The sequence below is a fragment of the Stenotrophomonas sp. LGBM10 genome (assembly GCF_046736075.1).
Classification (GTDB): Bacteria; Pseudomonadota; Gammaproteobacteria; order Xanthomonadales; family Xanthomonadaceae; genus Stenotrophomonas.
The window spans coordinates 1,942,093-1,955,005 of the sequence record NZ_CP177163.1 but is presented as its reverse complement, the minus strand read 5'-3'; the positions used below and the strand labels follow the sequence as shown (position 1 = coordinate 1,955,005).

The window sequence follows — 12,913 nt, the reverse complement described above, 5'->3', positions numbered from 1 at the left end:
CCGCACGGTAATACCGGCCGCTGGCCGGCAACCCGATAACCCCTGCATCCGCACGGTAATGCCGGCCGCTGGCCGGCAACCCGATAACCTCTGCATCCGCACGGTAGTGCCGGCCGCTGGCCGGCAACCCCGGCCACCGGCTCCGCGCGCTGTCAGCCGCGGTTGCCGCGGCGTGACGGCACCAGCGCGAAGGTATCCACGGCCAGCTTCTCGGCGTGGTTCAACCACGCGCGGATTTCCAGATCGTCCACTTCGTGATCCAGCCCGAACGGCACGTTGATGCGGCCCTCGGCGTCCGGCTGCACCCACTGCTGGGCCACCACCACCTTGCGCTGCGAGGACACCGCCTCGATCCAGAAGCCGCGGTCGGGCGACTGCCTGGCCACCATCTGCAGCATGTACTGGCCGGCGCGGGTGCGGCGGCCCTTCTGGGTGATCATGTGCGCCTGGCGGATGCTCGGGCGCGGGCCGGTGGTCGGGTCCAGCGGACCGTCCACGGCAATGCCGGTACGCAGCTGCTCGTCGCGGAACAGCTTGATGCCCTTGTCCTGGTTGACCAGCATGGCGCACCAGTCGCCATCGGCCGAGCCATCCTCGAAGGCGGTGCAGCGATCCACATAGGCCAGGGTGTTGGCCGGATCGGCCAGGTCGAACTGCTTGGAGGTGTTTTCCAGGTACACCGACTTCAGGTCCCACTGCTTGTCGTACTCCAGCAGCACCGGCGGTTGCACATGCTGCAGCCCGACCACCACCTGGTTGTCGTCATCGATGCGCAGCTGCCGGGTCTTGTCGCCCAGCCACAGCGAACGTGAGAAGGCCAGGTAACGCGGGTAGTCCCGGCCCTTGTCGCGGAACGCCGCCGCGCTCGCGCTGGCATGGTCGGCACGCTTGGGGTCGAGCAGCGAGCGGCCGAAGCCGATGGCGTTGATCTGCGGCTCGATCAGGCTGAGCAGGGTGGCGCCCGAATCCAGCGTGGAGGCATCGGTGGCGGCCAGCTGGCGCGGGGCGATGTCCTTGCCGAGGAACAGCAGCAGGTTCTCGCGCGTCTGGTTGGCCAGCACATGGCTGAGATCGTTGGGCATGGCCAGGTGGTCCGAGGCGATCACGATCAGCGTGTCGTCGCCATACGGGCTGGCCTGGATGCGATCGACCAGGCGGGAGATAAGGCCATCGGTGCACTTGAGCGCGTTGAGCAGGCCGATGTTGCCGTAGTCGCTCTGATAGCGGGTGCGCTTGCAGGCCACCGGCAGATGCCCGGCCGGATGGTGGGTGTCCATCGTGAGCGTGGTGAGCATGAACGGCTCGCCCTTGCGCGAGAGCTGCATGAAGCGGTCGTAGGCCTTGTCCAGCAGCACATCGTCATGCACGCCCCAGGTGGAGAAGTGCGAGCGCGCGATCTTCTGCTGCTTGAACCAGGCCAGATCATCGACCGCATCGAACCCGTGCGTGGCCAGGAACTGGCCCTTGCCGGCGAACTGGCCGTTGGCGCCCCCCAGATAGTGGTTGGTGTACCCCTGCTGCTTGAGGTAATCGCCCAGACACACCGCCTCGGGCAGGAAGCTGCCCATGCGGCCCATGCTGTTTTCATCGCCCTGCGCAGTGGTGAGCGGTACGCCGCACATCGACGACACCAGCCCGGCGATGGTCCAGCCGCCGCCTTCGGCCGAGGCCAGCCCGCGCACGTCCAGCGACTGAGCGGCGAGGCGGTTGAGGTTGGGCATCAGGCCGGGGAACGTGGTCTCGTCCAGATAGGTGCGCTCCAGGCTTTCACCGTAGATCCAGACGATGTTGCGCGGCTTGCGCAGCGGCTGCTGCGGCACGCGGTACTCCGGTGCCACCATGCTGTAATCGACCGGGCGCATCTGCTGGTACAGGCGCTGGCCATCGTGATACAGCGGGCTGACCAGGATCGCGCCGAACCACACCGCCAGGAAGCCACCGAAGATGGCAACGCCGTGTCCGCTGCGCTGCCAACGGCGCAGCCGCGTCATCGCCAGCGGCAGCAGCGACACCAGCAGCAGCACGATGTAGCCGGCGATGTAGGTTTTGAAATCGGCGATGCCGGCGCCTTCCATGTCCGCCCCCAGGTGATACAGGGTGGCGGCATTGAGCCCATCGCCGGAGAGCTTGTCGATCAACCACCACGTGCTGAGTGCCACCATCAGCAGCGACATCAGGCCGGCCTTCCACCACACCCACGTGCGTGATGCGAGCAACAGCCAGGCGAGCAGCAACAGCGACAGCAGCAGGATCCAGAGCATAGGCACATTCGGCAGCGGAGACAGGTGGTGATGGACGTCATGACGACGTGATTCCCATCCGACCGGCTGTCCAACCACATCTGCATGACAGGCCGATGACCCGATCATGCCTGCACGAACCTGACTGAAATGTTTGTTTTGAACGACAGCAAATGTCGTTTATCGCACTGCCATCTGCGACGTAAAACGCGCGTGAAAACGCGCGTCAACGATGCCCGCGTTCTTCCTTCGAACGTGCGCGACGATCGAATATCAGCGCACTCAGGATGATGCCAAGCCCGAGGAACACGCCGATCAACATCAACGTGAATGCGATGGCCGGGTAGCCGAACAGGTGCCAGCCGGTGTCCACTTTCATCATCATCGCCGCTGCCAGAATCAGCGCGGCGGTAACGATGCCGGCGGAGACACGGTTGGCGATCTTCTGCAGGTTCTCCATCAACCGCGATTCTTCCAGGCCCGTCACCTTCATCTGCAACCGGTTCTCGGCCAGCAGCGCGAGAATGTCGGTCATCTTGCGCGGCCCATCGCGCAGCAGCTGCTGCATCTCCATCGCTTCGCTGGCCAGGTTGGCCGCCGACAGCGACTTCTTCAGGCGCGCGCGCATCACATGCTGCAACTGGCGTTCGACGATGCGGCGTGTGTCCAGATCGGGCGACAACAGCCGGCACACCGTTTCCAGGTTGAGCAGTGCCTTGCCGAGCAGGCTCAGCTCGGGCGGTGTGCGCAGGCCGCTGGCGGTGGCGATGCGGACCAGGTCGAGCACCACGCGGCCTTCGGAGAAGCTGCTGTTGGCGGCATAGCGCGCGATCACCTGGCCGGTCTCGCGCAGGTAGCGTTCCTCATCGAACGACTCCAGCCGCGTGCTGATGCCGATGATCTCGTCGGCCACTTCCTCGCCGCGGCCGTCCACCGCAGCGAACAGCAGCTTCAACAGCCGCTCGCGCAGCCGTGGCGGCATGTGCGCGACCATGCCGAGGTCGAAGATCGCCAGGCGCCCGGCCGGGGTGACGCGCAGGTTGCCAGGATGCGGATCGGCATGGATCTCGCCATGCACGAAGATCTGATCGACATAGCCGCGGATCAGTGCCGCCGCCAGCGGCGCCATCGGCTGCTCGGTGCGGCGCACGTCGGGAATCATGTCCACCCGCACACCCTGCGCCAGCTCCATCGTCAGTACGCGATGGCTGCAGTAGTCCCAGATCGGCTGTGGCACCCACAAGGGTTTGAACGGACGCAGGTGCTGGCCGAAGCGCTGCAGGTTTTCCGCTTCGGCCTGGTAGTCCAGTTCCTGCATCAGGGTTTTGGCGAACTCATTGAGCCAGTCGCGCAGACGCACCCGGCGCCCGACCTGGGTGAGATGGTCGGCGGCCAGCGCGAAGCTGCGCAGCACGTCCAGGTCCGAGCGGAGCTGCGCGGCCACTTCTGGCTTCTGCACCTTCACCGCCACTGCGCGCCCGTCATGCAGTTCCGCGCGGTGCACCTGCGCGATCGACGCGCAGCCCAGCGGGACCGGGTCGAACGAGGCGAACAGTTTGGATACCGAGGCGCCCAGCTCCTGCTCGATGATCGCGTAGATGCGCTCCACCGGGATCGGCGCAACCTTCTCCTGCATCCGCTCCAGCGCCGTGGCGAACTCCACCGGCACCATGTCCGGCCGGGTGGAGAGCATCTGGCCGAGTTTGACGAAGGTGGGGCCCAGTGCCTCCAGGTCGGTCACGAACTGCTCGGGATTGCCCTCGGGCGGCAGGTCATGCACGGCCCGGGCATCCAGGTTCATGCCGGAGAACACGCCGGAATGGCGGTAGCGCAGCAACAGCCGCAGGATCTGGCTGCGGCGGTTCATGCCCTTGACCAGCGAGGGCGAACCGGGGGCGACAGGGGGCGTATTCAAGCAGGGCTCCGGCAACGGCGATCCACCGCAGTGTGGCCGGGCGCCGGTGGTGGAGCGGTGAATCCGGCGGCATCTACCGCGAACGGGGCAGGATCGGTCAGAATCGGCGCTTCGATCGATCCTTTGGAAGCCTCATGGCCGGTGCCAGTCTGTTCGCGTTGCTCGATGACATTGCGTCGCTGCTGGATGACGTGTCGGTGCTGACCAAGGTCGCGGCCAAAAAGACCGCCGGCGTGCTCGGCGACGATCTGGCGCTGAACGCGCAGCAGGTTACCGGCGTCAGCGCCAACCGCGAACTGCCGGTGGTGTGGGCGGTGGCCAAGGGCTCGCTGGTCAACAAGGCGATCCTGGTGCCGGCCGCGCTGGCGATCAGCGCGCTGGAAGCCTGGCTGCGCGGCAAGGGCTATCCGGTGCCGATCGTGGTTCCGCTGATGATGATCGGCGGCGCGTTCCTGTGCTTTGAAGGCGTGGAGAAGCTGGCACACCGCTTCCTGCATTCGAAGGAAGAGGACGAACAGAAGAAGGCCGAGCGGGTGAAGGCGCTGGCCGACGAGAAGGTGGACATGGTGGCGTGGGAGAACGACAAGGTGAAGGGCGCGATCCGCACCGACTTCATTCTCTCGGCCGAAATCATCGTGCTGTCGCTGGGCGTGGTGTCCGCTGCGCCGTTCCTCAACCAGGTGACCGCGCTGGTGGTCATCGCGCTGGCCATGACCGTGTTCGTGTATGGGCTGGTGGCCGGCATCGTGAAGCTGGACGACCTCGGCTTGTACCTGTCGCGCAAGGGCGCGGCGCTGGCCGCGTTCGGCCGTGGCCTGCTGGTGGCCGCGCCTTGGCTGATGAAGTTCCTGTCGGTGGCCGGCACCGCCGCGATGTTCCTGGTGGGCGGCGGCATCCTGGTGCACAACGTGCCGGCGCTGCATCACCTGGTGCTGTCACTCGGCGGCGAAGGCTCGTGGGGCTGGCTGGTCAACGCGCTGGGCAACATGGTGGTCGGCGTGATCGCCGGTGCGATCGTGCTGGCCGCGGTTACCGCCATCCAGAAGCTGCGCGGCAAGCACGCCGCGCATTGACGCCCGTAGCGCCGGGTTCTACCCGGCTGCTGGTGGTGCGCACGTCCCCGGCCGGGTAGAACCCGGCGCTACGGCCAGTCGCGCAATCCGTCCAGCTCGGCACGCGCCTGCGCCAACCGGCGCCCGGAGAGGGTGTCGATGGCACGTTGCAGGCGCGGCGACTGCGGATCGCGGGTGAACCAGCGCCGTGCCAGCACCAGCAGCGCCACCATCAGCGCTGTGCCGGCGACCAGCGACACCAGCAGCCAGCGGGCCGCGAATACCGCCAGGTCCACCCCCCACGCCTGCCAGACCAGCAGCACCGGTACCGCCAGCCACAGCCAGCACCAGGGCAGCCCGAGCAGCAGTTCGCCTACGGCGGTCTGCATGCGCAGCGAGGCCAACAGGCGCGACTGCTGCAGCACAGGCTGGTCGGGCTGCAGCTGCCGGCGCAGGTGCAGCCGTGCGGCGCTGGCGATGATCACCGCCACGCTGTAGGCATGCAGCGCCAGTGCGCTGACCATCACCGCCAGCGGTGGCTGCTGCCACCACACGTTGCCGCAGTAGATCGCCAGTGCCAGCCAGAACACCAGCTGCACGGCCTGCACCGCGCCGAAGGCGGACAGCTGGCGTTGCGCGGCGTGCTGCCGGTGGTGGCGCCAGGCCTCCATCGCGACGGGGCCTTCGCTGCCGTCGGCACCGCCGTACTGGTGCCAGAGCTGCTTGAGTGGGTCGTTGTGCATGGCGGTGCCCTCAGGGAGTGGGGTCGAAGCGCGCCCGCAGCTGCTGGCGCAGGCGGTGCAGGCGGGTGGAGACATTGGCACTGCTGATGCCCAGGATCTCGGCGATCTGGCGGTGGTCGTGGTCGTCCAGGTGCAGCAGCATCAGCGCGCGATCCAGCGGTGGCAGATCGCGGATCGCCGCCTCCAGCTGCCGCAGCGTATGCCGGTGTTCGGCCGGGGCGCTGTCGTCGGCGGCCACGGCCGCATCGTCCAGCACCGCGTGATGGCGTTGGCGCAGCTGCTGGCGGCGCAACTGCGAGATGGCCACATTCAACGCAACCCGGTACAGCCAGGTGGAGAAGCGCGCCCGTGCGGGATCGAAGCCGTCGAAGGCGTCCCAGGCCTGCACGCTGATCTCCTGGATCAGGTCCAGCCGATCTTCCTGGTGGGCGCAGTAGCCCCGGGCGATCTTCAGCACGATGCCGCGGTGCTGGGCCAGCAGCGCGGCGAAGCGGGCGCGGGGATCGGCGGCGGCGGTGGAAGTCATGTCCATACCCGGATGATTCGCACGGACGCGGCCGATATCACAGGGCGTGATCAGCGCGGTGGGTCGGCCGCCTGCACGCGGTTCTTGCCGACCCGCTTGGCCGCATACAGGGCGGCATCGGCGCGGCGCAGCAGCGTGTCGGCGTCCTCACCGGGCAGCCACTGGGCAATGCCGGCGCTGAAGTGCACCGGCACCCGCTGCTGGTCCAGCGGCAGCGGGCGCTGGGCCAGCGAGCGCTGCAGGCGCAGCAGCGTGGACATGCTGTCCGCGCCCGGCGTCTCCGGCAGCAGCAGCACGAACTCGTCACCGCCCAGGCGTGCGATCGCATCGCTGCTGCGCAGGTGCAGCTGGCAGACCGCCACCAGATGGCGCAGTACCGCATCGCCGCCGGCGTGGCCGTGGGCGTCGTTGGTGTGGTGGAAGTCGTCCAGATCGATCAGCGCCAGCGCCAGCGGGTGGGCATGGCGCGCGGCCCGGGCCAGCTCGCGCTCCAGCAGTTCGTCGAAGCCACGGCGGTTGAGCGCGCCGGTCAACGGATCGGTGCGGACCAGGCCGGAGACATCGCGCAGTTCCTGCTCCAGTTCGGCAATGCGGGCCTCGGCCTGTTCGACCTCGCGGCGGGCGTTGCCGAGGTGGTCGCGTGCCTGCAGGGCCTGCTCCTGCACGCGGCCGGTATCCTGCAGCACGTCCTGCAGCAGCAGGTTGAGGTCGGCGATGCTGCGCGCCTCTTTCAGCGCCAAGGCATAGCTGCTGATCCGGTCATGGTATTCGCCGGTACTGACCGCCATGCCGTCCAGGCGTTCGATGAAGCCGCCCATCAGGTGCTTCATCGCGACCTTGGAGTCGCTGATGCCCTGCTTGAGCAGGCCCTGCTTGTAGATCACCTCGCGCAGGTTGGCGCGCGCCTGGTCCACCGAGTCGCGGTCCAGCGGGCCGCTGATCAGGGCGCGCACCGCGTGCACCTGGCCGTGCAGCCAGCTGCTGTCGTCGAGCAGCTCGCCGATGTTGTCCAGCAGCAGGTCGAACAGGCTCAGCAGCAGCTCCTGCTGCTCCTGCCAGCCATCGCTGCGGACGCCGATCTGGTGGGTGAGCTCACGCAGCCGCTGCTCGATGGGCAACAGCGGCTGGCCCGGATGCCAGTGGCGCAGGTCGCCGGCGATGCGTGCCGGCTCGTCCTTCAGTTCGGGCATGTTCTGCAGCAGGCTGGCCACCGTGACCCCGAGCGTATGCCGCAGCAGCTCGCGCAGGCGCAGGCTGTCGGGCTGGCCGTCGGGGCTTTCCTGCTCGATGGTGCGGATGTACTTGTCGATCAGCTGGCGCATCGCGCGGCCATAGCTGACCCAGTCCGCACTGCGCTGCGCCGACTGCAGCCGCAGGCCCATGTCGCCCAGCTCGCCGGGCAGGGTGGACATGCCATTGGCAAAGGCGGCCAGCAGCGGTTCGGGCTGTTCGGCACCGGCGAACAGGCGCTGCAGCATCGCGCTGCTGCCGCCTTTGGGGCCGGGGGCCGCCACACCGACGTCCTCGACCAGCCGGGTGTCGACCTGGCGCCGCGACAGCAGCCGGCCCACGGCGGTACCGGGGCTGGGGGGAGCGTCGTGCGGGTCCGTCATGCGCAGGTCCTTGGCAGGCTTCCGGCAGGGCCGGGCGGGGAAGAGGTTGGAACAGTATCGGCGCCGGGCACGCCGGCTTGAACCCACCGGGCAGGCACGGCCGATATGCCACGATGGTAGGCAATCGAAAAGCAGGAGCGTGCGATGAAGGTGATGCTGGTGGGGGCGACCGGGCTGGTCGGCGGACAGGTCCTGGAGCAGCTGCTGGACGACGCGCGCTGCGATGCGGTCGTGGCGCCGACGCGGCGGCCACTCAACGTGACCGACCCGGTGCTGCACAACCCGGTGGTCGATTTCGAGCGGCTGCCAACGGATGCGGACTGGTGGGCGGTGGATGCGGTGATCTGTGCGCTGGGCAGCACGATCAGGCAGGCCGGCAGCCGGGAGGCATTCGCGCGGGTCGACCACGACTACCCGCTGCAGGTAGCCACGCTGGCCCAGGCGCACGGGGCCCATGCCTTCGTGCTGAACTCGGCGATGGGTGCCGATCCGGCGTCGCGGTTCTTCTACAACCGGGTCAAAGGCCGACTGGAGCAGGACCTGCGCGGGCTGGGGTATCCCTCGCTGACGCTGGTGCGCCCCGGGCTGATCGGCGGCGAGCGCACCGAGCGGCGGCCGGGCGAGCACCTGGCCAGCGTGGTGCTGGGCGCGCTGGGTCCGGTGCTACCGCGTGCCTGGCGGATCAACCCGGCGCAGACCATCGCCGGGGAGATGCTGGAGGCGGCGCTGGCACCGCGCCCGGGCGTGCACATCATCGACTCGGCGCGACTGGCCCCGCGCCGGTAGCGCCGGACTACGCCAGGCTGCTGCGGGGAGCAACAAAAAAGCCGGGCAATGCCCGGCTTCTTCGTGCTGCCAACCTGCGGCTGGCAGCCTGCATTGCCTGTGGATCAGCTGGCCAGTGCCAGATCATCCAGCATCGCGCGCAGGAAGCGGGCGGCTTCGCCGCCGGTAGCCGCGCGGTGGTCGAAGGTCACCGACAGCGGAATCACCTTGTGCGCTTCGACGCCGCCCATCACCGGGGTCATCTGGTGGCGGGCACGGCCGGCACCGACGATGGCCACGCACGGCGGCACCACGACCGGGGTCGCGTAGCGGCCGGCGAACATGCCGAAGTTGGACAGCGAGATGGTGTAGCCGCTCAGCTCGGAGGCGGCGATCGCGCGCGATTCCACCTGCTCGCGCAGGCGGTTGACGCCCTCGCGGATGCCGCGCGCGTCCAGCACGTCGGCATTGCGCAGCGCCGGCACGAACAGACCGTCGTCGGTATCCACCGCGATGCCCACATCGACATGCGCGTGCAGGGTGCGGGTCAGCGCGTCGCCGTCGAACCAGGCATTGAGCGCCGGCACCTTCTGGCAGCCCACCACGATGGCACGCACCAGGCGTGCGGTGACGTCATTGCCCGGCACCCAGGCGTGGATGTCGGCGTCGTCGTTCAACGTGGTCGGCACGACCTTGCTGTGCGCGTCGGCCATCACCCGGGCCATGTTGCGGCGCACGCCCTTGAGCGGCTCCGGCTGGCCCTTGGCCACCACGCCCGGCGGCTGCGTACGCATCGGCTTGCCCGCAGCGGACAGCGGGGCACGGGCCTCGCTCTGGCGGGCCACGGGGGCAGCAACGGCCACCGGCGCAGCAGCGACCGGCGCCGGTGCGGCACCGACCTTGGCGCTGCCATCGGCAGCAGCCTGCTTGACGTCGGCCATCGTCACCGCGCCATCGGCACCGGTGGCGCGCACGCGGCTCAGGTCCACGCCCAGCTTGCGGGCGGTGGCGCGCACGGCCGGCACGGCCTTGACCCCGCCCACCGCAAGCGCCTGTTCGGCGTGGACGGCGTTGGAGCTCTGCATCGCACCGACCACGGTGCCGGCGTCATCACGCTCGGCGGCGGGCTTGGCTTCTTCGGCCGCGGCCGCGGCCGGGATCGGCGGCGGGGTCGGGGCGGCGGCAGGTGCGGCATGCCCGTGGCTGTGGCCGGTGTCCTGGCCATCGGCGCGCTGCGGCAGGTTCGGGTCGAGCTGGAACTGTGCCAGCACGCTGCCGGTGGGGATGATGTCGCCCGCGCCGCCGGCCAGCTTCAGCACCGTGCCGGAGAACGGCGAGGGCACTTCGACCACGGCCTTGGCGGTCTCCATCGAGACCAGCGGCTCGTCCAGCTTGATCACGTCGCCTTCCTTGACGAACCACTCGACGATGGTGGCGTCGGGCAGGCCTTCGCCGAGGTCGGGCAGGTGGAAATTCTTGTTCTCACTCATGTGCAGTTCTCTTCCAGCAGTTCGAGATCGCGGGCCGGCAGCCAGCCCGTCGCGCCGTTCGCGCGTTCGGACCACCACCAGCCACCGTGTTCGTGATGCAGTTTGACCAGTTCGCCGCTGTCCACATCCAGTTCGCGGGCGTCGTAGTCGCGCAGCGCCTCTGCGCGACCATCGTCCAGCCGCTGCAACCATGCCACCGGTGCCCACCCGGCACGCCCGTCATCGGTGCGTACCCAGGCAAATGCCGGCCATTCCTCGTCGCGAACACCCAGTTCGACGATCTGGCCGGCGCGGAACCGGAGCGGGTTGGGATACTGGCTGCGGTACGGGCCTAGGAGGCGGGCCCGCATGTCAGCCCGCCGCAACCGCGCGTTTGGCCGCGCTCACGATCCGGTCCACGCTGGGCAGGTACTTCATTTCCAGGCGGAACAGCGGAATGTGGGTGTCGTAACCGGTGACGCGTTCGACCGGTGCCAGCAGGTCGTACAGCGACTCCTCGGCCAGGCGCGCGGCGATTTCCGCACCGAAGCCCGCCGTCTTCGGCGCTTCCTGCACGATCACGCAGCGGCCGGTCTTGGCCACCGATTCGGCGATGGTGGCGAAGTCGAGCGGACGCAGCGTGGCCACGTCGATCACTTCGGCGCTGATGCCTTCGCCGGCCAGCTTGTCGGCCGCTTCCAGCGCTTCCTTGACCTGCGCACCCCAGGTGACCAGGGTGACGTCGGTACCGTCGCGCAGCACGAAGCACACGTCCAGCGGCAGGGCTTCGCCATCATCGACGACGACTTCCTTGTACTGGCGGTAGATGCGCTTGGGCTCCATGTAGATCACCGGATCCGGTTCGCGGATCGCGGCCAGCAGCAGGCCGTAGGCGCGCTGCGGCGACGACGGCAGCACCACGCGCAGGCCCGGTACGTTGGTGAAGATCGCTTCGTTCGCTTCGCTGTGGTGTTCCGGCGCACGGATGCCGCCGCCCCACGGCACGCGCAGCACCATCGGGCAGTGCAGGCGGCCACGGGTGCGGTAACGCAGGCGGGCGGCGTGGCAGACGATGTGGTCGACCATCGGGTACATGAAGCCGTCGAACTGGGCTTCGGCAACCGGCTTCATGCCCTGTGCGGCCAGGCCGATGGTCAGGCCGGCGATGGTGGTTTCATCCAGCGGGGTGTCCAGGATGCGGTCGGCGCCGAAGCGCTGCTGCAGGCCGGCGGTGGCGCGGAACACGCCGCCGTTGACACCCACGTCCTCGCCCAGCACCAGCACCGACTTGTCGTGTTCCAGCTCCCAGGCGAGCGCCTGGGTGATGGCTTCGATGAGGGTGATCGGGGTGGTGGTCATGTTCGGTTCTCCGCGCGCGATGGCGGCGCTGTCGGCGGCATTGGTCTGCGCGCTGGAGGCGCTGTTGTTCTTGATCTCATCCATGACGCTGCTCCAGGGCGATCGCCTGTGCACGCTGGGCCAGCAGGTCCTGCGGCGGATCGGCATAGAGGAAGTCGAACATCGCTTCGACCGGCTGCACCGGGGTGTTGAGGTACAGATTGACCTCTTCGTCCACGCGCTTGCCGCATTCGGCGGTCCAGCTGGCTTCCTCTTCCTCGCTCCACACGCCGGCATTGGTGAGGTACTTGCGCAGGCGCAGCATCGGCTCGCGCTGCCAGGCATCCTTCACCTCGGCGTCGTCGCGGTAGCGGCGCGCGTCATCGGCGGTGGTGTGATCGGACAGGCGGTAGGTCATCAGTTCCAGCACGGTGCCGCCGTCGCCGGCCAGCGCACGGTCGCGCGCCTGCAGCATGGCGGCCATCACCGCGATCAGGTCGTTGCCATCCACCTGCAGGCAGTGCAGGCCGCCGGCCAGACCCTTCTGCGCCAGCGTTTCGGCACCGGTCTGGGCCGAACGCGGGACCGAGATGGCCCAGCCGTTGTTGACGATGCACAGGATCAGCGGCAGCTTGTAGGCGCCGGCCGAATTCAGTGCGGCATAGAAGTCGGTCTTGGAGCTGCCGCCGTCGCCGCACACGGCCACCGCGATCTGCTTTTCGTTGTTGAGCTTGAACTTCAGCGCAGCGCCGGCGGCATGCAGGCACTGGGTGGAGATCGGCACGCAGAACGGGAAGTCCTTGGCGGCGTTGCCACCGTAGTCGTTGCCGCGTTCGTCGCCGCCCCAGTACATCAGGACGTCGCGCGGGCGCACGCCACGCATGAACATGGCGCCATACTCGCGGTAGGACGGCGCGAACACGTCGTCCTTCTGCATCGACGCGCCGATGCCCACGTGCGCGGCCTCGTGGCCCAGGCAGGCCGCATAGGTCCCCAGCTTGCCGGTGCGCTGCAGCGCGATCGACTTGCCGTCGAACACGCGCACGAACAGCATCTGCTTGAACATCGGCAGCAATGCGCGGGGATCGCGCAGGGCTTCGGGCAGGTCATCGCGGACGAGCGTGCCGTCCGTGTCCAGGTACTGCAGGTATTCGATCTTGAACTCAGCGGCAACCGTCATTGCGTACTGCACCTTCGACAGGAAGTTACAAATGATATGAATTGCCATGTTAAGGAAGGCGTAGGAAAAAGC

Annotated in this window: 10 protein-coding genes and 1 pseudogene; 2 read left to right on the top strand and 9 right to left on the bottom strand. The window is 68.1% G+C overall.

Annotated features, from left to right (window positions below):
- Positions 1-152: 152 nt before the first annotated feature.
- Positions 153-2,261 (bottom strand): phosphoglycerol transferase I, encoded by a 2,109-nt coding sequence (locus ACLB90_RS08250; RefSeq protein WP_411852454.1) that lies wholly within the window; start codon positions 2,259-2,261, stop codon positions 153-155.
- A gap of 205 nt (positions 2,262-2,466) precedes the next feature.
- A pseudogene (locus ACLB90_RS08245) lies at positions 2,467-4,110 on the bottom strand (ABC1 kinase family protein); the annotation flags it as partial.
- A gap of 179 nt (positions 4,111-4,289) precedes the next feature.
- Between ACLB90_RS08245 and ACLB90_RS08240 the strand changes: the two are divergent.
- Entirely contained in the window at positions 4,290-5,228 is a 939-nt protein-coding gene (locus tag ACLB90_RS08240) for a DUF808 domain-containing protein (RefSeq protein ID WP_411852453.1), read from the top strand.
- Between the two features lie 68 nt (positions 5,229-5,296).
- Here ACLB90_RS08240 and ACLB90_RS08235 read toward each other — a convergent pair whose 3' ends face one another.
- Genes ACLB90_RS08235 through ACLB90_RS08225 form a run of 3 tightly spaced genes read right to left on the bottom strand, consistent with a single transcriptional unit; the run spans position 5,297 to position 8,089 of the window.
- A complete protein-coding gene (locus ACLB90_RS08235) occupies positions 5,297-5,950 on the bottom strand; it encodes a hypothetical protein (protein WP_411852452.1) in 654 nt (217 codons plus the stop codon).
- A 10-nt stretch (positions 5,951-5,960) separates the two neighbouring features.
- Entirely contained in the window at positions 5,961-6,476 is a 516-nt protein-coding gene (locus ACLB90_RS08230; RefSeq protein ID WP_411852451.1) for an RNA polymerase sigma factor, read from the bottom strand.
- Between the two features lie 50 nt (positions 6,477-6,526).
- Complete coding sequence (locus ACLB90_RS08225; protein ID WP_411852450.1) at positions 6,527-8,089, bottom strand: GGDEF domain-containing protein; 1,563 nt, start codon at positions 8,087-8,089, stop codon at positions 6,527-6,529.
- Between the two features lie 144 nt (positions 8,090-8,233).
- On the opposite strand from ACLB90_RS08225, the gene ACLB90_RS08220 reads away from it, so the two are divergent.
- Complete coding sequence (locus ACLB90_RS08220; RefSeq protein WP_411852449.1) at positions 8,234-8,875, top strand: NAD-dependent dehydratase; 642 nt, start codon at positions 8,234-8,236, stop codon at positions 8,873-8,875.
- A gap of 104 nt (positions 8,876-8,979) precedes the next feature.
- Here ACLB90_RS08220 and ACLB90_RS08215 read toward each other — a convergent pair whose 3' ends face one another.
- The 4 genes from ACLB90_RS08215 to pdhA are packed head-to-tail and all read right to left on the bottom strand — an operon-like array spanning position 8,980 to position 12,841.
- On the bottom strand, positions 8,980-10,344 hold the full coding sequence (locus ACLB90_RS08215) for a dihydrolipoamide acetyltransferase family protein (protein ID WP_411852448.1): 1,365 nt from the start codon (positions 10,342-10,344) through the stop codon (positions 8,980-8,982).
- Entirely contained in the window at positions 10,341-10,694 is a 354-nt protein-coding gene (locus tag ACLB90_RS08210) for an SH3 domain-containing protein (protein WP_136004635.1), read from the bottom strand. The genes ACLB90_RS08215 and ACLB90_RS08210 overlap by 4 nt, the downstream gene beginning before the upstream one ends.
- 1 nt (position 10,695) lies before the next feature.
- Positions 10,696-11,766: an alpha-ketoacid dehydrogenase subunit beta gene (locus ACLB90_RS08205; protein WP_411852447.1), complete on the bottom strand. Its 1,071-nt coding sequence runs from the start codon at positions 11,764-11,766 to the stop codon at positions 10,696-10,698.
- Positions 11,759-12,841: a pyruvate dehydrogenase (acetyl-transferring) E1 component subunit alpha gene (gene pdhA / locus ACLB90_RS08200; RefSeq protein WP_411852446.1), complete on the bottom strand. Its 1,083-nt coding sequence runs from the start codon at positions 12,839-12,841 to the stop codon at positions 11,759-11,761. The genes ACLB90_RS08205 and pdhA overlap by 8 nt, the downstream gene beginning before the upstream one ends.
- Positions 12,842-12,913 lie beyond the last annotated feature (72 nt).